Source organism: Micromonospora halotolerans, assembly GCF_032108445.1.
Taxonomy (GTDB): Bacteria; Actinomycetota; Actinomycetes; order Mycobacteriales; family Micromonosporaceae; genus Micromonospora; species Micromonospora halotolerans.
On record NZ_CP134876.1, the window covers coordinates 1,396,590 to 1,415,566 of the forward strand.

Sequence of the window (18,977 nt, forward strand, 5' to 3'; positions counted from 1 at the left end):
CCCCGGATCCCTCCCGCGCCGGGGTGGACCGCCTCCCCCGCCGGAGGGACGGTCAGCCGGTCGGCACCACGAAGCCCGACTCGTACGCGGCGATCACCGCCTGGGTCCGGTCCCGGACCCCGAGCTTGGCCAGCACGTTGCCGACGTGCGTCTTGACCGTCTCCACGCCGACCACCAGCCGCTCGGCGATCTCCGGGTTGGACAGCCCGGCGGCCATCAGCCGCAGCACCTCGCCCTCCCGTTCGGTGAGCCGGGCCGCGCGCAGCCCGTCGCCGCCCCGGCCGCCGTACGCGCCGGCGAGCCGGCGGATCGCCGCCGGGAACAGCAGCGACTCGCCGGCGGCCACCACCCGGATGGCCTCCACCACCTCGGCCGGGCGGGCCCGCTTGAGCAGGAAGCCGCTCGCGCCGGCGCGCAGCGCCTCGTAGACGTACTCGTCGTTGGCGAAGGTGGTGACGACCAGGACCCGGGGCGGATCGGCGGAGGCGGCGAGCAGCCGCCGGGTGGCCTGAATGCCGTCGATGGACGGCATCCGGACGTCCATGAGCACCACCCGGGGTCGCAGCCGGGCCACCAGCGGCGGCACCTCGGCGCCGTCCGCGGCCTCGCCTACCACCCGCAGGTCCGGCTGGGCGTCCACGATCGCCCGCAGGCCGACCCGGATCAGCTCGTCGTCGTCGACGATCAGCACGTCGATGGTCGTCACCCGGTCTCCCCTCTCGGCGCCGGCAGGGTGACCCGGACCCGCCAGCGGTCGCCCTCCGGGCCCGCGGTGAGCTGCCCGCCGAGCAGCAGCACCCGTTCCCGCATGCCGTCCAGCCCGCGCCCGCCGCCACCCGGCCCGGTGGTGCCGCGCAGCCCGTTGACCAGCTCGATCTCCAGCCGACCATCGGGTACGGCCACCCGCAGGCGCACCGGCCCCCGGCCGTGCCGGGCCGCGTTGGTCAGGCCCTCCTGCACGATCCGGTACCCCTCCCGGGACACCACGGCGGGCAGGCCACCGAGCGTCCCGCTGACCCGGGAGTCCACGGCCAGGCCGGTGGCCCGGGTGTCGGCGACCAGCCGGTCCAGCCCGTCCAGGGTGGCCTGCGGCGCGGTCGACGCGGGCACCCGCCCGTCGGCCGTCTCCCGGAGCAGCCCGAGCACGTGGTCCAGGTCGTCCATCGCGCGGCGGCTCGTCTCCTCGATGGCGCGCAGCGCCCGCCGGGTGAACTCCGGGTCGCTGTCGAGCAGCTCCCGGGCGGCCCCGGCCTGGAGGGTCGCCACGGTCAGTGCGTGCCCCACCGAGTCGTGCAGCTCGCGGGCCAGCCGGTTGCGCTCGGCCAGCCGGGCGGACCGGGCCTCCAGGGCGGCGATCCGCTCGGCCTGCGCCGGGCCGAGCAGCACGGGCGCCATCGAGGCGGCGAGCGCGCCCAGCCCGGCGACCGCGTACCCGAGGGCGACCAGCAGGGCCAGCCCGGCCAGTCCCGCCACGACCGGGCGGCCCGGGTCGAGCGGGCCGAAGCCGTCCCCCGCCGTGGCGCCGGTGTCCACGCCGGTCAGCCCGGCGACGAAGACCAGCGCCATGGGAAACGCGCTGATCGCCGCGAACAGCACCAGCGCGCCGGTGAGCAGGTGCAGGGCGATCCAGAGCGCGGCGCGCAGCCGGGTCTCCCGGTCGATCCGGTGGCCCGGGGCGGGCTCGGGGAGGTCGACGGCGAGCAGCGCCCGGGCGGCGGCGATCTCGAGCGCCCGGCTGCCGGCGAGGAACACCGGCACGGCGGCGAGCCCGGCGGCGACCAGCAGCAGCCCGCCACCCATCGGGCGGGGCACGTCGGCGCTGCCGAGCAGTTGCGCGAACGCCGCCGCGAGCAGCGCGTACGGCAGGGCGAGCACCCCGCCGAGGAGCAGGAACACGGCGCGCCGCCAGGTGCTCCCGCGCACCAGCGGCGCCAGTACGCCCGGGACCGTCACCCGGTCATTCTGCGCCCGGGGGCGGCCCGCCGACTCCCCCGCGACGGGGAGATCCGGTCAGCGGTGGTCCTGGACGTACCGCTCCGGGTCCTTGTCGCGGAACGGCAGGTTGCGCCCGTTCTTGTGCTCGCCGTAGAACGTCAGCCAGCGCTGCCCCAGCTCGGCCCGCAGCTCGACGCTCGCGTGCCGGCGGAAGTCCGGCAGCGCCTCGTCCTCCTCCTCGGCCAGGTGCTCGCTGTTCTCCCGGCGGGCCCGCCACACGGCCGCCCACCAGGCGTCCGAACCGACCTCGTGGAGCTTGGACTCGGCGACGGCGTCACGGATCTTGTTGTGGTCGCCGATGGCGTCCTCGGTCTCCTCGGCGCCGTCGTCGCCGTGCTTGACCAGGTGCGGATAGAGGATGGCCTCCTCCGCCTCGGCGTGGATGTCCAGGTGCAGGGCCAGCGCCTCCCAGACGGCCAGCAGCTCGGCCGGGTCCCGGGCGTCGTCCAGCCGGGCGAAGCCACGGCGGAAGGCGGCGTGGTCGTCGAGGATCAGTGCGGTGATGTCGTCCATGGTGGTCACTTCCGGGTCCGGGCGCGGATGAGTTTGGGTACGGCGGCCAGCCCGGTGACCGGGCGGAACGCGTGGGCGGCGGTGGTCAGCGCGGCGTACTCGTCGTCGGCCAGGTCGATCTCGGCGGCGGCCGCGTTGCGTTCCACCTGCTCCACGCTCGACGCGCCGGGGATGGCCACCACGGTGGGGTGGCGGAGCACGTACGCCAGGGCGATCTGGCTGGGCGTGGCGTCGCGCGCGTCGGCCACCTCGCGCAGGGTGGCGATCAGCTCCGTGCCCCGCTCCAGGTTCTCCGGCAGGAAGTACGGGTTGGCCCGCCGGACCGCCCCGGCGGGCGGGTTCCGGGCGTCGTAGCGGCCGGAGAGGAAGCCCTGCCCCAGCGGGCTGTACGCGATGACGATCCGGCCGGCCTGCTCCGCGTACGGGATCAGGTCCTCCTCGGGGCCGCGGTCGACCATGCTGTAGCGGACCTGGTTGCTCAACACCCGGCGGCCCAGCGCGGCCTCGGCGAACCGCCAGCGGCGCAGCGTGTAGTTGCTGACCCCGACCTCGCCGACCAGCCCGACGTCCTGGAGCGCGCGCATGCCGCGCATCGTGGTGGTGTCGGCGACCACCGGGTTGGGCTGGTGCACCTGGTAGAGGTCGATGCCGGCGACGCCGAGCCGGGCGGCGGAGGCGACCGCCCGCTGCTGCACCACCGGGGCGAGCGGCAGCACCGGGAAGATCTTGCTGGCGACCACGACCTTGGCCCGGTCGTCGCCGAGGGCCGCGCCGAGGATGCGCTCGCTGCGGCCGAAGCCGTAGATCTCGGCGGTGTCGAAGAGGGTGACGCCCAGGTCGAGCGCCCGCCGGACGATCTGCGCCGCCCGGCGTTCGTAGTCGGGGCCGTAGCCCCACTCGCGCGAGCCGAACTGCCACGTGCCGAGGCCGATCTTCGAGATGGGCTTGGGGGTGTCGAGCGGGACGTAGCGCATGGACTCGAAGCTACCCAAGCGGGCGGGACCGCACGCCGGTTCCGCCGGCCCACCTCCGCGCCGACCTGGGCACCGGCCCCCGACTAGGGTCGGAAGGGTGACCTACCTTGCCAGCGAAGACCGTTATGACTCGATGATCTACCGGCGCAGTGGCCGGAGCGGCCTGCGCCTGCCCGCCATCTCGCTCGGGCTGTGGCACAACTTCGGGCCGGACCGCCCGTACGAGCGGCAGCGGGACATCGTCCGGCGCGCCTTCGATCTCGGGATCACCCACTTCGACCTGGCCAACAACTACGGCCCGCCGCCCGGCACGGCCGAGGAGAACTTCGGCCGGATGCTCGCCACCGACCTGAAGCCGTACCGGGACGAGCTGGTCATCTCCAGCAAGGCCGGCTATCTGATGTGGCCCGGCCCGTACGGCGAGTGGGGCTCGCGCAAGTACCTGATCTCCTCGCTGGACCAGTCGCTGCGCCGGATGGGCCTCGACTACGTCGACATCTTCTACTCCCACCGGTTCGACCCGGACACGCCGCTGGAGGAGACGATGGGCGCGCTGGACGCGATCGTGCGCTCCGGCAAGGCGCTCTACGTGGGCATCTCCAACTACAACTCGGAGCAGACCGCCCGGGCCGCCGGGATCCTCCGCGAGCTGGGCACCCCACTGCTGATCAACCAGCCGTCGTACTCGATGCTCAACCGCTGGACCGAGGCCGACGGGCTGCTGGACACGCTGGAGCAGGCCGGCGCCGGCTGCATCGCCTACAGCCCGCTCGCGCAGGGACTGCTCACCGACCGCTACCTGGGCGGCATCCCCGCCGACTCCCGGGTGCGCACCAGCGTCTTCCTCAACGAGAGCGACCTCAGCGAGGAGCGGATGGCCACCATCCGCGGGCTCGCCGCGGTCGCCGAGCGGCGCGGCCAGAGCCTGGCTCAGCTCGCGCTGGCCTGGGCGCTGCGCGACCCCCGCATGACCAGCCTGATCATCGGGGCGAGCAGCGTGGCCCAGCTGGAGGGGAACGTGGCCGCGCTGGACAACCTCGACCTCGGCGCCGAGGACCTGGCCGAGATCGACCGCCACCTGGGCTGACGGCGGGCGCTCACCAGATCCGGCGGCGGCCGGCGCGGTGGCTGCGGACCCCGCACGGCCGGCCCACCGGCACGCTGCCGGCCCGCCGCAACCGCATCGCCACCACGACGACGAGCAGCACGGTGACCCCGGCCGCCGCGCCGAGCACGAGCGGCCGGGGGAACCGTCCGGTGTCGGTCACGGCCGCGACCGGCACCCCCGCCGCCGGGTCGCCGGCCGGGTTGCCGGTCGCGGTCCTCGGCACGGTACGCGGGGCGGCCGCGCTCGCTGACGGTGCCGGCTTGGTCCGCGGCGTGGCGGCCGCCCCACCGGACGGCGACCGGAACACCACGTCGGAGCAGGAGTAGTAGGTGTCCTGGGTGTTCGAGTTCTGCCAGATCGTGTAGATGATGTGCCGTCCGGTGCGCCCCGCCGGCAGCCGCCCCGGCATCTGGTAGGCGCCGTCCCGGATCGGCGGGTCGGTGACCGTGAGGAACGGCTTCTCCGCCAGGTCCGCCCAGGTCAGCCGCCGGGTCGGCGCGTACGAGGCGGTGGTGACGTAGAACCGGAACGTGCCCTTGTGCGGGATCGTGGTGCGGTAGCGGAAGGTGTACCGGGCGCCGGCGGTGAGCGTGGTGGCCGGCCAGTCGGTCCGGGGCAGGTCCAGCCCCCGGTACGCCGACAGCCCGCCGCTGCACAGCTCCCCGTCGGGGATGCGCTCGCGGTCCCGCCCGTCGATCCGGGCCACCCGGATGTTGTCCCACTCCCGCACGGCCGCCCCCTCGGCGATCGCGGCCCGGCAGGCCGGCGTGTCCGCCCGGCCACCCTCCGGACCGCAGGCGGCGGCCCGGCTCAGCGGGCTGGTGGGGGCGCCGTGCGCGCTCGCCGGCAGGCCGGTGAGCAGCAGGGTCGCGGCGACGGCGGCGAGCCCGGCGAGCGTGCGGCGTACGGCCATGTCATCGACCTCCCGCGCACTGGTACGGGCGGAGGGCGGCAAAGGTTCGATCCGCGCGTCGGCATGCCGGACCCCACGGCCGGCTCGGGTGTGCTGACCGAACGGCCGGACGGGGCGGCGGCCGAGCCACGCGGGCCCTAGAGTGACGAAACCCCGCGATCAAGGAGCGAGCCGTGTCCGAGCCGCCACAGACGCCAGAGGCGCCCCGACCCGCTCCGGCGGCCGGGTCCGACGTCACGCCGCACCTGCTCGTCGTGCCCGACGTGGCGGGCGCGCCGCCCGCGGTGCCGTGGCCCGGCCCGGAGGGGCAGCCCGCCTGGGCGATCCCGGTGGTCGTCCCGCCCGGCACCCGCGGCTACGCGCTGTTCGTGCCGCTGGTGCCCGTGGCGGAGGGCCAGCCGGCCGCGTCCGCCGAGCAACCGGCCGCCCCGCGGCTGCTGGTCCCCGCCCCCGGCGTGCCCACCCAGGCCACCCCGCCGGCCGTCGAGACCCCGAGCGGCGCGGTCCCGGCCGATCCCGCCGCCGGCTCGACTTCGACGACCCCGGCGACCGGCCCGGTGCCGAGCCACCCGGCGGCAGCCGGTGCGTCCCCGGCCGGTGCCCGCGGCGCCGGCACGGCGACCGACGAAGCGGCCACGCCGGCCCCCGCCCCCGCCGGGCAGCCCAGCGCGGACGCCGAGCCCGCACCGGCCACAAAGGTCGCGCCGGAGCCGGAGCCGGAGACCGAGCCGGAACCGGAGGCCGGCCGCGCCCCGGCGACCTCGACGGCCCCTGCTCCGCCCGCCGCCTCGCCGGCGACGCCGCCCGCCGCCGGGGCCCAGCCCGCCGCCGTGCCGGCGCCGCCCGCCGCCCCGCCGTACCCCGGGCACGGGGCGCAGCCCTGGGGCGTCTACCCGCCCGCGCCCGGCTGGACGCCCCGGCCTCGTACCCCCCGCACCTCGTTCCTCGGCGCGCGCTGGCCGGGCCCGAAGCAGGCCACCGGCCGGGCCGTTCCCCTCGCCGTGCTGGCCGGGGCGCTCGGTGCCGCGTTCTTCGTGCCGCTGAGCCGGGTCGGCATCGGCTGGTTCCTGGGCTGGCTCACGCTGACCCTCGGCGTGCTGGTCGCGGTGCGCCGGCGCACCGCCGACCTGCCCCGCGCCGAGCGGCTGATCCGTGGCGGGTGGGCGGCGGCGGCGCTGGTCCTGCTCGCCGTGCTGGCGTTCCGCAACGCCTGGTGGCTGGTGACGTTCTGCGTGCTCGGCGCGCTGGGCTGCGCCACGCTGGCGATCGTCGGCGGCCGGCTGGTCCGCTCGATCCTGTTCGGCCTGGTCGCCGCGCCGTTCGCGGCGTTCCGTGGCCTGCCCTGGGTGCGGCGGCACGTCACCGCGTCACCGGAGGCCGGGACGGTCCGCAAGATCACCGGCTCGGTGGTCGCCACCGTGCTGGTGCTGCTGGTCTTCGGCAGCCTGCTCGCCTCGGCCGACGCGGCCTTCTCCGAGGTGCTCAACGCGATCGTCCCCGAGATCAACATCGGTACGGTGTTCCGCTGGATCTTCCTGGCCGCGGTCGGTGGCCTGATCGCCGTCGCGGCGGTCTACACGCTGGCCGCCCCGCCCGACCTGTCCACCGTGGACCGGCCGAGCAGCCGCCGGCTGGGCGCGCTGGAGTGGGCGCCGGCCATCGGCGCGCTGACGCTGCTCTTCGCCGGTTTCGTGATCGTGCAGTTCACCGTGCTCTTCGGCGGCCAGCGGCACGTGCAGAAGGTCGCCGGGCTGAGCTACTCCGAGTACGCCCGCAGCGGCTTCTGGCAGCTCCTCTTCGTCACCCTGCTGACCCTGGCCGTGCTGGGCGGGGTGAGCCGCTGGGCCAGCCGCGAGCGGCCGGTCGAGCGTCACCTGCTGCGCGTCCTGCTGGGCCTGCTCAGCGCCCTCAGCGTGGTCATCGTGGTGTCGGCGCTGTCCCGGATGTGGACGTACCAGAAGGTCTACAGCTTCACCGGCGAGCGGATCTTCGTGATGGCGTTCGAACTGCTGCTCGGCGCGGTCTTCCTGATGATCCTGGCGGCCGGCGTGCGGTGGCAGGGCCGGTGGATCCCGGGCACGACCGTCGCGCTGGCCGTGGCGATGCTGCTCGGGCTGGCCGTCCTGAACCCCGAGGACTACGCGGCGAAGCGCAACATCCTCCGCTACGAGCAGACCGGCAAGATCGACGCGTGGTACCTGCGGGCGCTCTCGGCCGACGCGACGCCCGCGCTGACCCGGCTCCCCGACCCGGTGCGCCGCTGCACGCTGAGCTGGATCGCCGACGACCTGGAGGAGTCCGACCCCTGGTACGCCTGGAACCTGGGCCGGCACCGGGCCCGCCAGGCCCTCGACCGGGTCGGGCCGGGCGCCATCGGCGGCCCGAAGGACTGCCGCCGGGCCGACCAGTTCGACCTGCCCAAGTCCCGCCGGTGAGGCCGGTGGCGGCCCCGCTCAGTCGGGGCCGCCGCCGAAGCCGATCTCGTTGCCGTCCGGGTCACGGAAGATGGCCTTGCGGACCCCGTTGTCGTAGGTCTCGCGCTCGGCCGGCGTCAGGCCACGGTCGGCGATCTGCGCGAGACGGGCGTCGAGGTCGGTGACGAAGACGGTGTGCATGGCGTGCCCGGCGTGCTCGGGACGCACCTCGATGTACACGTAGCGGTGCTCGGCGAGCTCCCACACCGCCTCGGTGTCGTTGGGCAGGAACGACGGCGGGGCGCCGAGGAGTCGCTCGTACCAGGCCGCCGCCGCACGGCGGTCGCGGACGGGGACGCCCGCGAACAGATCTACGGTCATGAGGCCATGTTAGGGATGGGAGGGCGTCTCCTCCGGGACTCAGTCGTGCCAGCGGGCGCGCGCCGGTGGCACCCAGCCGGGGAGCGGGGTCATCGCCTCCAGAACAGGAGGTGGGTGACTCCGCTGGGGCTCGGCACCGACTCGAGGTGGAAGCGGTCGAGAAGCTCGTGGTGGCTCTCCCACAGCCGCTCACCGCGACCGAGGTCGACGGGCGCGACGGCGATGTGCATCTCGTCGACCAGGTCGGCCTCGAGGAATTCGCGGATGGTGGCGACTCCCCCACCGAGGCGTACGTCCCGGCCGTCGGCGGCCTGCTTCGCTCGCTTCAGTGCCTCGGCCGGGCTCGCGTCGAGGAAGTGGAATGTGGTGTCCGCCAGGGTGAACGACGGGCGCTCGTGGTGGGTGAGCACGAAGACCGGCACGTGGAACGGTGGGTTGTCCCCCCACCACCCCTGCCAGTCGTGGTTCTCCCAGGGGCCGCGCTGCGGGCCGAACTTGTTACGGCCCATGATCTCCGCGCCGATGTTGCGGTCGTAGTCGCGGGTCAGGTAGTCGTCCAGGCCACGGGTGCCACCGGGCTCGGTGCGGTACACGAAGCTGGCGGTGGCGGCACGCCAGGCGAACAGGGCGGCGGGGTCCGCGTGACCGAAGGGCCGCTCCAGGCTCTGCCCCTCGCCGGCGCCGAACCCGTCCCGCGACACGGCGAAGCTCTGCACCCTCAACAGCTGCTGTGGCACGAATCCCCCTCCGACGAGCGTCTTGTGGTGGCACCGTACGCCCCACCTGCGACGGGCCGAATGCCCTCACCGGCTCGGGCCTTGCATCCGGTACCTCGGAGCGGTGTCCGGAATGACGAAGGGCGTCCGTCATGTCTGACGAACGCCCTGATCGCGAAGGGTGGAGCCGAGGGGACTCGAACCCCTGACCCCCACACTGCCAGTGTGGTGCGCTACCAGCTGCGCCACGGCCCCTTGCGGTCGTCCCCGGTCGCCCGGGCACGGAGAGAACTATACACACGCCGGTTGGCATGGTCATCTCGCGGGGGTCCCCGGCCGGTCGCTCAGTTCAGGGCCACATCCGGGGGGAAGTGGGCGACCGCCGCCATCATGCCGCCCTGCCGGCGCAGCACCATCGGCCAGAGGTCGTCCGGGCGGTCGACGAAGGCATCGCCGGGGAGGGCGTCGAGCACGAACCAGGACCCGTCCTCGATCTCCCGCTCCAGCTGCCCGGCGCCCCAGCCGGAGTAGCCGGCGAAGACCCGGATCCCGCCGACGGCGTCGCGCAGCTTCTCCGGGTCGACCGAGAGGTCGATGGTGCCCACCGCGCCGGACACCCGGTGGAAGCCCTTGACCGGCTTGATCGGGTGGCGCATCCGGGCCAGGCAGATCGCCGAGTCGGGCTGCACCGGGCCGCCCTCGAAGAGCACCGCGGGGTGCCGGGCCAGGTCGCTCCAGTCGCCTAGGACGTCGGCCACCGGCACCTCGGTGGCGCGGTTCAGCACCACGCCGAGGGCGCCGCCGGGTTCGTGGGCGACCAGCAGCACGACGGTGCGGTCGAAGTTCGGGTCCTTCAGCGCAGGCGTCGCGACCAGCAGACGCCCGGTCATGGAATCCATGGCTCGGCCACCGATCGCCTGTCCCTCACCCTGCATGTCCGACACCCGTCAGCCGTACGCCGCGACCAGCCGCGCTGTCAACGCCATGCAAGGCACCATAGCCTGCGGTCCGCCCGCTGGCTAAGGTCTGACCGGCGGGTGATCGTGCGGGATCGAGGGAGGGTCGGATGGCGGCTACGGCCGAACTGGCGGTGATCGGCGGGTCGGGCCTCTACGCCCTCCTCGACGGCGCCACCGAGCACGTGCTGGAGACGCCGTACGGGGCGCCGTCGGATCCGATCACCATCGCCGAGGTGGCCGGCCGGCGGGTGGCGTTCCTGCCCCGGCACGGGCGCGACCACCGCTACCCGCCGCACCTGATCCCCTACCGGGCCAACCTGTGGGCCCTGCGGTCCCTGGGCGTACGCCAGGTGCTGGCGCCCTGCGCGGTCGGCGGGCTCCGGCCGGAGCTGGGCCCGGGCACGTTCGTGGTGCCGGACCAGCTCGTCGACCGCACCAGCGGGCGCGTCCAGACCTACTACGACCAGGGCGCCGTGCACGTGTCCTTCGCCGACCCGTACTGCCCGGCCGGGCGGCGGACGCTGCTCGACGCGGCGGCCGGGCGTGGCGTGCCCACCGTGGACGGCGGGACGGTGGTGGTGGTCGAGGGGCCGCGCTTCTCGACCCGGGCGGAGTCGCGCTGGTTCGCCTCGATCGGCGGCACGGTGGTCAACATGACCGGTCACCCGGAGGCGGTGCTCGCCCGCGAGCTGGCCCTCTGCTACACCTCGATCGCCCTGGTCACCGACCTGGACGCGGGTGTCGAGGCGGGCGAGTCGGTCACCCAGGAGGAGGTCTTCCGGGTCTTCGCGGAGAACACCGACCGGCTGCGCGGGGTGCTGCTGGACGCGGTCGCCGCGCTGCCCGCCGAGCGGGACTGCCCCTGCGGGCGGGCCCTGGACGGGATCAAGCTCCCGTTCCCGCTGCCCTGAGCGCTGGGAAGCGCCCGAAAAATCACGCTCGGCCCGATAGATTCGGCTGGTCGGGGAGCTGATCACCGGGCCGTCCCCGGCACGCGCGGGGGACGGGAGGCAGCCGGCGATGGCAACGGTCCGCGACACGACCTACGACCTGCTCCGCGCCCTGGGCCTGACGACCGTCTTCGGCAACCCCGGCTCCACCGAGGAACCCTTCCTGAAGGACTTCCCGGCCGACTTCCGCTACGTGCACGCGCTGCAGGAGGCGTCGGCCATGGCCATGGCCGACGGCTACGCCCAGGCCACCGGCCGGCCCGCGCACGTCAACCTGCACACCGCCCCGGGCTTCGGCAACGGCATGGGCAACCTGGTCACCGCCTGGCACAACCGGACGCCGCTGATCGTCACCGCCGGCCAGCAGACCCGGGAGATGCTGCTCATCGAACCCCGCCTGGCCAACCCCCGGGCGGTCGAGCTGGCCCACCCGTACGTCAAGTGGGCCCACGAGCCGGCGCGCGCGCAGGACATCCCGGCGGCCTTCATGCGGGCGTACGCCTCGGCGGTGCAGCCACCGACCGGTCCGGTCTTCCTCTCCCTGCCGATGGACGACTGGGACCGGCCGGCCGACCCGCCGCCGCAGGTGCGGACGGTGGCGACCCGGATCGCCCCGGACCCGGACCGGCTGCGCGGCTTCGCCGCCACGCTGGCCGCCTCCCGCGCTCCGGCGCTGGTGCTCGGCGCGGCGGTCGACCGGGCCGACGCCTGGCCGGTCGCCGTGGCGCTGGCCGAGCGGCTGGCCGCGCCGGTCTGGGCCGCCCCGGCGCCGGAGCGGGCCGTCTTCCCCGAGGACCATCCGCACTTCCGGGGCGTCCTGCCGTACGCCATCGGCCCGCTGGCCGAGGCGTTGCGCGGCCACGACACGGTGCTGGTGGTCGGCGCTCCGGTTTTCCGCTACTACCCGCACGTGCCGGGCGACTACCTGCCCGACGACGCCCGGCTGCTGCACGTCACCGACGACCCGGACGAGGCGGCCCGGGCCCCGGTCGGGGAGAGCCTGCTCGGCGACGCCGGGCTGACCATGGCCGGGCTGGTGGAGCTGCTGCCGCCGACGGACCGGTCCCCGCCGCCGGCCCGGGAGGCCCCGGCGCCGGCCGGGTCGGCCGACCCGCCGAGCGCCGACGCCCTCTTCACCGCGCTGGCCGGGCAGTGGCCGGCCGACGGGGTGCTCGTGCAGGAGTCGCCGTCCAACCTGGCGGCGCTGCGCCGCCGGCTGCGGATCGGCCGGCCCCGGTCGTATTTCACCATGGCCAGCGGCGGCCTCGGGTTCGGCCTGCCGGCGGCCGTGGGCATCGCGCTGGCCGAGCGGGACAGCGGGCGCGGCCGGCCGGTGGTCACGGTGATCGGCGACGGCTCGTTCCACTACTCGGTGCAGGCGTTGTGGACCGCCGCGCAACTCGGCCTGCCGCTCGCCGTCGTGGTGCCCGTCAACCGGCAGTACGCGATCCTCAAGGCGTTCGCCGAGCTGAAGCACACGCCCGGGGTGCCGGCGCTGGACCTGCCGGGGCTGGACGTGACCGCGGTGGCGCGCGGCTACGGCTGCGCCGCGGAGGTGGTGGAGTCGCTGGACGGGCTCGGCCCGGCGCTGGCCACCGCGCTCGCCGCCGACCGGCCGACCGTGCTGCCCGTGCCGATCAGCACCGACGTGCCACGGATCCTGTAGGGGTCAGCGGCGTACGACGAGCGGGGTGCCGCTGGCCACGTCGAGCACCGCCCGGTCGCCGAGGGGCGCCTTCAGCGTGACGGTCAGCGGCTTCATGACCAACTGCATGGTGCACGCCCCGGTCGAGCGGACCACCCCGGCCCCGAGCACCACGACGTCCTCCCGCTCCAGCACCAGCGGGGTCGGCGGACCGTCGCAGGCGCCCGTGCCGACCCGGTAGTCGATCCGGTTCCCGTTCACCGCCCGCAGGTCGGTCGCCGCCACGACACCGTCGTCCGCCGGGCGGCTCGGCGCGATCCCCTCCGGCGCGGTCCCGACCGCGCTGGGCGCCACGGCGAGGCGCGCCACCGGCACCCGGAGGCCCTCCACGGTGAACAGCCAGGCGGGCACGTCGGCCTCGCCCCGGCTGGTCCGCACCGACGCGCTGCCCAGTGTCACCGCGGTGACCGTCAACGGCACGCACGGGCTGGGCGCCTGGGTGGCCACCCAGCCGTCCGGGCCGGGCTCGATGGTCGGACCGCCCTTGGGCCGCCCCGGCCCGGGCGTGCTCGGACGGCCCTCGCAGGGAGGTGGGTCGCCCTGGTCGAGCTGGGCGTACGCCTCGGCGGCGCTGACCAGCGGGACGCGCAGCGTGCCGTCCGGGAAGCGGATCGTCCCCTCGGCGGGCCGGGCGGTCGGGACAGCGATCTGGTCCCGGTACCAGCCGTTGAGGAAGGCCTGCTTCGTCTCGTCGTCGAATCCGGGGTCGCCGGTCAGCACGGTGGCCTCGTCGAGCGGGACGTACCCGCTGTGCCACGCGGGCCCGGGGCGCCACGCGTCGGCCACCTCGGTGGCCCGCTGGTCGAAGGCCTCCCACCGGTGGTCGGGGCCGGAGACCGACGGACCGCCGGCGGCCGGCGGGCCGGCCGGGTCGGCGCCGGGCGCGGCGCAGCCGGCCAGGACCAGGAGCGGTAGCCCGAGCAGGGCGAGAGAGCGACGCATGCCGGTTGGACGCGGGCCTCCCCCGGCCGGTTCCCCCGGTCAGTCCTCCCCGCCCAGGTCGGCCTGGTACGCCTCCCAGAGCAGGTCCGCGCCGCGCTGCCGGTGCCGGTCGAGCGCCCGCAGCAGGTTCCGGGCCTGCTCCCGCAGTTCCTCGGCGGGCACCGAGGGCAGGCGCACCGCGTGCTGGAGCGCGGCGATGGCCGCCGCGATGGCGGTGTGCTCGCCGGCCAGCAGGCGTACGCCCCGGTCCAGCCGGGGCGCCTGGTAGAGCAGTTCGGCGTAGAGGCCGGCCGGGCCCTCGGTGAGCCGGACGTGCTCGGCGAAGCCGCGCCGGACCGGGCCGAGCCGGCCGACCATGTGCTCCCGCCAGCGCGGCTCGGCCGGCGCCGAGGCGAGCGCACGGGCGAGGCTCCGCAGGTCGCCGGGGAGCGGGGGCCGGGGATGGGGCACGGCGGTGACGGTGGACGGCTGCTGGATCGGATTGGTGGCCATGGCACCTCCCGCGCTGCTGCGCTACCGCGTACAGCGATGGTGAACCCGGGTTCCCGAGCTGTCCAGGAGGGGTGGAAGCCTCATCTGCCCCATCCGCCCCGGCGGCCACAGGGGCCTCTACAGCCCCAGCGGATTCGCCGCCATGTCCCGCAGCCGACCGGCGAGGGCGTGCACGTCGGCGTCCCGGCCCTGGTCCGGCCGGCCCGCCGTGATCGCCTCGGCGAGCGCCCGCAGCTCGTACGCCGGGAGGTTGCCCAGCCCCGGGCCCTGCAACGGGATGGTGACCCGCCGGCCGCTGTCCCGGTCCCGGGCGATCAGGCTGGGCACCCGCACCACGCCGTCGTCACCGACCCGGTGGGCGATCGTGCCGCCGTGCACCTCGGCGGTGGCCAGGTCGACGGTACGGATACCGAGCGCGCCCCGGACCGACGCCCGGGTCCCGTCCAGCCAGGCGGCCGTGCGCAGCACCCGCAGCACCAGGTAGAGCCCGAGCAGCAGGAACGGGAGCCCGCAGAGCCCGGCGTAGCGCAGCGGCGTGGGCGTGGCGGCGGCGCCGTCGTGCAGGTCGGGCGGGAGCAGCTCGGGCGGCAGGTCCCGGACGTCGTCGTACGAGGGGACCGGGTCGCCGAAGCCGGTGACCCGGCGCAGCAGGTCCTCGGCGACCAGCGGCAGCAGCACGAAGGCCGCGCCGAAGGCGGTGAACAGCACACCCACCACGACGGCCATCGCGCGTTGGCCGGATGCCGCGCCGACGGAGAGTCGGATCCGCTCGTTCGTCACAGGCGGAGCCTAGAGCGCCGGCTCAATCGGGCCCGGACACGACTGTGCGCCCCGGTCCGTGGACCGGGGCGCACAGGTCAGGTGGTGGAGGTGCCGGGAATCGAACCCGGGTCCTTCGCCGCCTTGTCAGGGCTTCTCCGAGCGCAGCTCGCTATGCCTCTACTCGGCCCCTCCGATCACGCGAGCGAGTCGGTGTGACGGGCCCAGTCGCTGATTAATCTCGCCGCACGGACCCCGCGACCGGGTCCGGTTGGCCAGCCTTCTAGCTGATGCCGGCTAACTGGGTCGAAGGCGCTCCCAGGCCGACAGACTTGCTACTCGCCTCAGGCGGCGAGAGCGAAGTCAGCGCGATTGTTCTTGGCGCTTATTGGTTTCCGACGAACGATTCTCGAGACGACGTCGGCTTCCTCGGCTCGCTTCCCCTGCCGCAACGTACGAAGTCGAAACCAGTCACCCCCTCGACGGGCTGCCCCTGTCGGCAGCATCACCAAGCCTAACGCCTGGCGCAACCGGATTCATTCCGAGGCCGGCCCGAAGCCCGGCATCCGGACAAACCCGGACATCCTACTCAGCCATGCCCTTGCCGCGCCGGCCCACCACCCGGGCGATCTCCCGGTCGGCGTCCCGCTTGGCCAGGTCCTGGCGCTTGTCGTACGACTTCTTACCCCGGGCGAGGCCGATCTCCACCTTCGCCCAGCCGTCGGAGAAGTAGACCTGCAGCGGCACCATGGTGAGGCCGCTCTCCCTGGTCTTGCCGATCAGCCGGTCGATCTCCAGCCGCTTGAGCAGCAGCTTCCGGGTCCGCCGGGGCTCGTGGTTGGTCCAGGTGCCCTGGGTGTACTCCGGGATGTGCATGCCGTGCAGGTAGAGCTCGCCGTCGCGTTCCTGGGCGAACGCGTCGACCAGCGACGCCCGCCCGGCCCGCAGCGACTTGACCTCGGTGCCGGTCAGCGACATGCCCGCCTCGTACGTGTCGAGGATGGCGTAGTCGTGCCGCGCCTTCTTGTTGGAGGCGACCACCTTGCGACCCTTTTCCCGTGGCATCGGCGCCACCTCCTTCCCGGTCCGTCCGCGGCAACCGGCCGCGGAGCGAGATCATGCTACCCAATGACAAGGACCCTCCCCCGCCGAATATTTCCGGCGCGGGAGGGCCCTCGGAGAGCCGTACCGGTAACTAGACCCGCAGGTAGAAGCGGAGCGTGACCCAGGCGGTAACCGCGCTGACCAGACCACCGACGGCGGCCATCAGCGGGAACGTCAGGAAGATCTCGGACCAGGAGATCGGGGTGATCAGGCCCTCCAGGGCCGCCATCGAACTCCCCGCCGCGAGTGTCTTCAACACGATCAACGCGATGAGGCCGAGGATCGAGCCGATCAGACCGGCGACCACCGCCTCCAGCACGAACGGCGCCTGGATGAACCAGTTGGAGGCGCCGACCAGCTTCATGACCGCGACCTCACGCCGCTTGCTGTACGCGGCCACCTGGATGGTGTTCGCGACCAGCAGCAGGGCGGCGATCGCCATGACGATCGCGATGGCCAGCGCGCCGTTCTGGAAGCCGGTGAGCACGCCGAAGACCTTGTCGAGCAGCTTGCTCTGGTCGACGATCGTGTCGATGCCCTCGGAGGCCTTGTACTCGTCGTAGATGTTCTTGTACTGCTCCGGGTTGTTCAGCGTGAGCCGGAACGACTCGGGCAGCTGGTCCGGCTTGACCGCGTTGACCAGGTCCGGCGCGTCCGCGTACATCTGCTGGAAGCGCTTGTACGCCTCCGTCTTGTCGACGTACGTGACCTCCTTGATCAGCGGGTCGGCCTTGAGCTTGGTCTCCAGGTCGGTGCGCTGCTGCTCGTTGACGTCGGTCTTCAGGAAGATCGAGACCTCGACGTTCTCGTAGTAGAGGTCCTTCATGTCACCGACCTTCTGGTACAGAAGGCCGCTGCCGCCCAGCATGAACAGCGACACCGCCATGGTGATGATCATGGCGAGGGTCATGGTGACGTTTCGCCACAGTCCGACCAGTACCTCGGACAGGACGTACTTCATCCGCATCGGGATATTCCTCCGGCTCTCCGGCGTGAGGTGTTCGTCGTCAGGGGCTGCGGGTCGTCAGCCGCTCAGCCGTAGACGCCGCGGGCCTGGTCGCGCACGATGCGGCCGCTCTCGATCTCAACGACGCGGCGCCGCATCTGGTTCACGATGTTGGAGTCGTGCGTGACCATCACGACGGTCGTGCCGGTGCGGTTGATCCGGTCCAGCAGGCGCATGATCTCGATCGAGGTGTCCGGGTCCAGGTTTCCGGTGGGCTCGTCCGCCAGCAGGATCAGCGGCCGGTTCACGAACGCCCGGGCCACCGCGACACGCTGCTGCTCACCACCGGAGAGCTCGTGGGGGTAGCGGTGCTCCTTCCCACCGAGACCGACCAGCTCCAGCACCTCCGGCACGACCCGGCGGGCGACCGCCTTGGTCTTGCCGATCACCTCCAACGCGAACGCCACGTTCTCGTAGGCGGTGCGGTTCGGCAGGAGACGGAAGTCCTGGAAGACGCAGCCGATGGAACGCCGGAAGTGGGGTCGCTTCCAGGAACGCATCGACGTGACGTCCTTGCCGTTGACCACGACCCGCCCCTTGTTGGGGGTGACCTCGTGCAGCAGCAACTTGATGATCGTGGACTTGCCGGAGCCGGATGGACCGATGAAGAAGACGAACTCGCCCTTCTCGATCGAGACGGACACGTTGTCGAGCGAAGGCCGGGACGCCTTCGGGTACGTCTTCGTCACTTGCTCAAGCTGAATCACGGGTCGAGAGTCTACGCGGTGTAACCGGGGAGCCAAGCCCCCCGCCCCTCCGAAGCGAGTCGCGTCATCGATTCAGCCGGTCAGACAGAGATCGATGACGCGCTGCGTCGGAGATCGATCACGCACCGTCAGCGGTGAGCTGCTGCTGCTTCCGCCAGCGAATACCCGCCTCGATGAAGCTGTCCAGCTCGCCGTCGAAGACCGCGGACGGATTGCCCGTCTCCTGCTCGGTACGCAGATCCTTCACCATCTGATAAGGGTGCAGAACGTACGAGCGCATCTGGTCGCCCCAGGAGCCGGCGGCGTCGGTCTTCAGGCCCGCCATCTTGGCCTGCTCCTCCTGCCGCTTGCGCTCCAGCAGCCGGGCCTGGAGCACCCGCAGCGCCGACGCCTTGTTCTGCAGCTGGGACTTCTCGTTCTGGCAGGTCACCACGATGCCGGTCGGGATGTGGGTGATCCGGACCGCCGAGTCGGTGGTGTTGACGCTCTGGCCGCCCGGGCCGGAGGAGCGGTAGACGTCGATCCGCATCTCGTTCTCGGGGATCTCGATGTGGTCGGTCTGCTCCACCACGGGCAGCACCTCGACACCGGCGAAGCTGGTCTGCCGGCGGCCCTGGTTGTCGAACGGGCTGATCCGGACCAGCCGGTGGGTGCCGGACTCGACGCTCAGCGTGCCGAACGCGTAGGGCACCTTGACCGTGAAGGTGGCCGACTTGAGGCCCGCCTCCTCGGCGTACGAGGTCTCGTAGACCTCGGTCGGGTAGCCGTGCCGCTCGGCCCAGCGCAGGTACATCCGGAGCAGCATCTCGGCGAAGTCCGCCGCGTCCACGCCGCCGGCGCCCGCCCGGATGGCGACCAGCGCCTCCCGGGAGTCGTACTCGCCGGAGAGCAGGGTGCGGACCTCCATCTCCTGGATGGCCTTGGTCAGCCCGGTGATCTCCGACTCGACCTCGGTGAGGGTGCCGGAATCGGACTCGGCCTGGGCCAGCTCCAGCAGGACCCCGGCGTCGTCGAGCCGGGAGCGGAGGCTGCCGAGCTTGGAGATCTCGCCGTTGACGTACGACAGCTGCGACGTCACCTGCTGCGCCTTGGCCTGGTCGTCCCACAGGTCCGGCGCGGAGGCCTCCTGCTCCAGGCGGGCCTTCTGCTCGCGAAGCTTGTCGAGGTCGAGCACGGCCTCGATGTTGCGTAGGGTGGCGTCGAGTTCCTTGAGCTGTTCGGCGTAATCGGCAGCGGTCACGACAGACAAGACTACTGCGCGTGCGAGCAGTGAGCTTGCGAGCCCCGCAGTCACGCGCGAAAAGTCGCACCGCCCAGGTCGCCCTGGCTGCGGCAGGTG

Annotated in this window: 19 protein-coding genes, 1 tRNA gene and 1 other RNA gene; 4 read left to right on the forward strand and 17 right to left on the reverse strand. The window is 73.3% G+C overall.

The genetic code is table 11. The features are described from left to right. Window positions 1-52 precede the first annotated feature (52 nt). The 4 genes from RMN56_RS06395 to RMN56_RS06410 are packed head-to-tail and all read right to left on the reverse strand — an operon-like array spanning window position 53 to window position 3,482. Window positions 53-706 carry a response regulator gene (locus RMN56_RS06395; RefSeq protein ID WP_313722913.1) on the reverse strand — a complete coding sequence of 218 codons (654 nt, stop codon included), beginning with the start codon at window positions 704-706 and terminating at the stop codon, window positions 53-55. Further along, window positions 703-1,953 (reverse strand): sensor histidine kinase, encoded by a 1,251-nt coding sequence (locus RMN56_RS06400; protein ID WP_313722914.1) that lies wholly within the window; start codon window positions 1,951-1,953, stop codon window positions 703-705. Before RMN56_RS06400 ends, RMN56_RS06395 begins: the two co-directional genes overlap by 4 nt. 57 nt (window positions 1,954-2,010) lie before the next feature. Next, window positions 2,011-2,508: a hemerythrin domain-containing protein gene (locus RMN56_RS06405; protein ID WP_154230147.1), complete on the reverse strand. Its 498-nt coding sequence runs from the start codon at window positions 2,506-2,508 to the stop codon at window positions 2,011-2,013. 5 nt (window positions 2,509-2,513) lie between these two features. Then, window positions 2,514-3,482, reverse strand: coding sequence for an aldo/keto reductase (locus RMN56_RS06410; RefSeq protein ID WP_313722915.1), 969 nt, complete (start codon window positions 3,480-3,482; stop codon window positions 2,514-2,516). A gap of 97 nt (window positions 3,483-3,579) precedes the next feature. Between RMN56_RS06410 and mgrA the strand changes: the two genes are divergently transcribed. Then, on the forward strand, window positions 3,580-4,569 hold the full coding sequence (gene mgrA / locus RMN56_RS06415) for an L-glyceraldehyde 3-phosphate reductase (RefSeq protein WP_313722916.1): 990 nt from the start codon (window positions 3,580-3,582) through the stop codon (window positions 4,567-4,569). 10 nt (window positions 4,570-4,579) lie between these two features. Here the strand turns inward: mgrA and RMN56_RS06420 are convergent, their stop codons facing one another. Continuing rightward, window positions 4,580-5,503, reverse strand: a complete 924-nt coding sequence (locus RMN56_RS06420) for a lytic polysaccharide monooxygenase auxiliary activity family 9 protein (RefSeq protein WP_313722917.1) — start codon at window positions 5,501-5,503, stop codon at window positions 4,580-4,582. A gap of 173 nt (window positions 5,504-5,676) precedes the next feature. Here RMN56_RS06420 and RMN56_RS06425 point away from each other — a divergent pair, with 173 nt between their 5' ends. Beyond that, on the forward strand, window positions 5,677-7,938 hold the full coding sequence (locus tag RMN56_RS06425) for a DUF4153 domain-containing protein (RefSeq protein ID WP_313722918.1): 2,262 nt from the start codon (window positions 5,677-5,679) through the stop codon (window positions 7,936-7,938). A gap of 18 nt (window positions 7,939-7,956) precedes the next feature. Here RMN56_RS06425 and RMN56_RS06430 read toward each other — a convergent pair whose 3' ends face one another. From RMN56_RS06430 to RMN56_RS06445, 4 genes are all read right to left on the reverse strand, one after another. After that, window positions 7,957-8,298 (reverse strand): VOC family protein, encoded by a 342-nt coding sequence (locus RMN56_RS06430; protein WP_313722919.1) that lies wholly within the window; start codon window positions 8,296-8,298, stop codon window positions 7,957-7,959. An 89-nt stretch (window positions 8,299-8,387) separates the two neighbouring features. After that, on the reverse strand, window positions 8,388-9,035 hold the full coding sequence (locus RMN56_RS06435; protein ID WP_313722920.1) for a dihydrofolate reductase family protein: 648 nt from the start codon (window positions 9,033-9,035) through the stop codon (window positions 8,388-8,390). A gap of 161 nt (window positions 9,036-9,196) precedes the next feature. After that, a tRNA-Ala gene (locus tag RMN56_RS06440) sits at window positions 9,197-9,269 on the reverse strand. Between the two features lie 89 nt (window positions 9,270-9,358). Next, window positions 9,359-9,949: a YqgE/AlgH family protein gene (locus RMN56_RS06445; protein WP_091259972.1), complete on the reverse strand. Its 591-nt coding sequence runs from the start codon at window positions 9,947-9,949 to the stop codon at window positions 9,359-9,361. Between the two features lie 131 nt (window positions 9,950-10,080). Between RMN56_RS06445 and RMN56_RS06450 the strand changes: the two genes are divergently transcribed. Continuing rightward, entirely contained in the window at window positions 10,081-10,884 is an 804-nt protein-coding gene (locus tag RMN56_RS06450) for an S-methyl-5'-thioadenosine phosphorylase (RefSeq protein WP_313722921.1), read from the forward strand. A gap of 109 nt (window positions 10,885-10,993) precedes the next feature. Then, entirely contained in the window at window positions 10,994-12,589 is a 1,596-nt protein-coding gene (gene mdlC / locus RMN56_RS06455; protein WP_313722922.1) for a benzoylformate decarboxylase, read from the forward strand. A 3-nt stretch (window positions 12,590-12,592) separates the two neighbouring features. Here the strand turns inward: mdlC and RMN56_RS06460 are convergent, their stop codons facing one another. The 8 genes from RMN56_RS06460 to prfB all read right to left on the reverse strand — a co-directional run bounded on the left by RMN56_RS06460 (window position 12,593) and on the right by prfB (window position 18,878). After that, window positions 12,593-13,570, reverse strand: coding sequence for a hypothetical protein (locus RMN56_RS06460; RefSeq protein ID WP_313722923.1), 978 nt, complete (start codon window positions 13,568-13,570; stop codon window positions 12,593-12,595). Window positions 13,571-13,609: 39 nt separating this feature from the next. Continuing rightward, window positions 13,610-14,062 carry a hypothetical protein gene (locus RMN56_RS06465; RefSeq protein WP_313722924.1) on the reverse strand — a complete coding sequence of 151 codons (453 nt, stop codon included), beginning with the start codon at window positions 14,060-14,062 and terminating at the stop codon, window positions 13,610-13,612. A gap of 117 nt (window positions 14,063-14,179) precedes the next feature. Next, a complete protein-coding gene (locus tag RMN56_RS06470) occupies window positions 14,180-14,842 on the reverse strand; it encodes a hypothetical protein (protein ID WP_313722925.1) in 663 nt (220 codons plus the stop codon). 82 nt (window positions 14,843-14,924) lie between these two features. Next, window positions 14,925-15,300: a transfer-messenger RNA gene (gene ssrA / locus RMN56_RS06475) on the reverse strand. 106 nt (window positions 15,301-15,406) lie between these two features. Continuing rightward, the gene (smpB, locus tag RMN56_RS06480; protein WP_154230133.1) at window positions 15,407-15,886 is read right to left on the reverse strand and encodes an SsrA-binding protein SmpB; all 480 of its coding nucleotides are present in this window, start codon (window positions 15,884-15,886) and stop codon (window positions 15,407-15,409) included. Window positions 15,887-16,016: 130 nt separating this feature from the next. Then, the gene (gene ftsX, locus RMN56_RS06485) at window positions 16,017-16,892 is read right to left on the reverse strand and encodes a permease-like cell division protein FtsX (RefSeq protein WP_313722926.1); all 876 of its coding nucleotides are present in this window, start codon (window positions 16,890-16,892) and stop codon (window positions 16,017-16,019) included. A gap of 65 nt (window positions 16,893-16,957) precedes the next feature. Then, window positions 16,958-17,638, reverse strand: a complete 681-nt coding sequence (gene ftsE / locus RMN56_RS06490) for a cell division ATP-binding protein FtsE (protein WP_262286553.1) — start codon at window positions 17,636-17,638, stop codon at window positions 16,958-16,960. A 118-nt stretch (window positions 17,639-17,756) separates the two neighbouring features. Then, window positions 17,757-18,878, reverse strand: a complete 1,122-nt coding sequence (gene prfB, locus RMN56_RS06495) for a peptide chain release factor 2 (RefSeq protein ID WP_313722927.1) — start codon at window positions 18,876-18,878, stop codon at window positions 17,757-17,759. Between the last annotated feature and the right edge of the window lie 99 nt (window positions 18,879-18,977).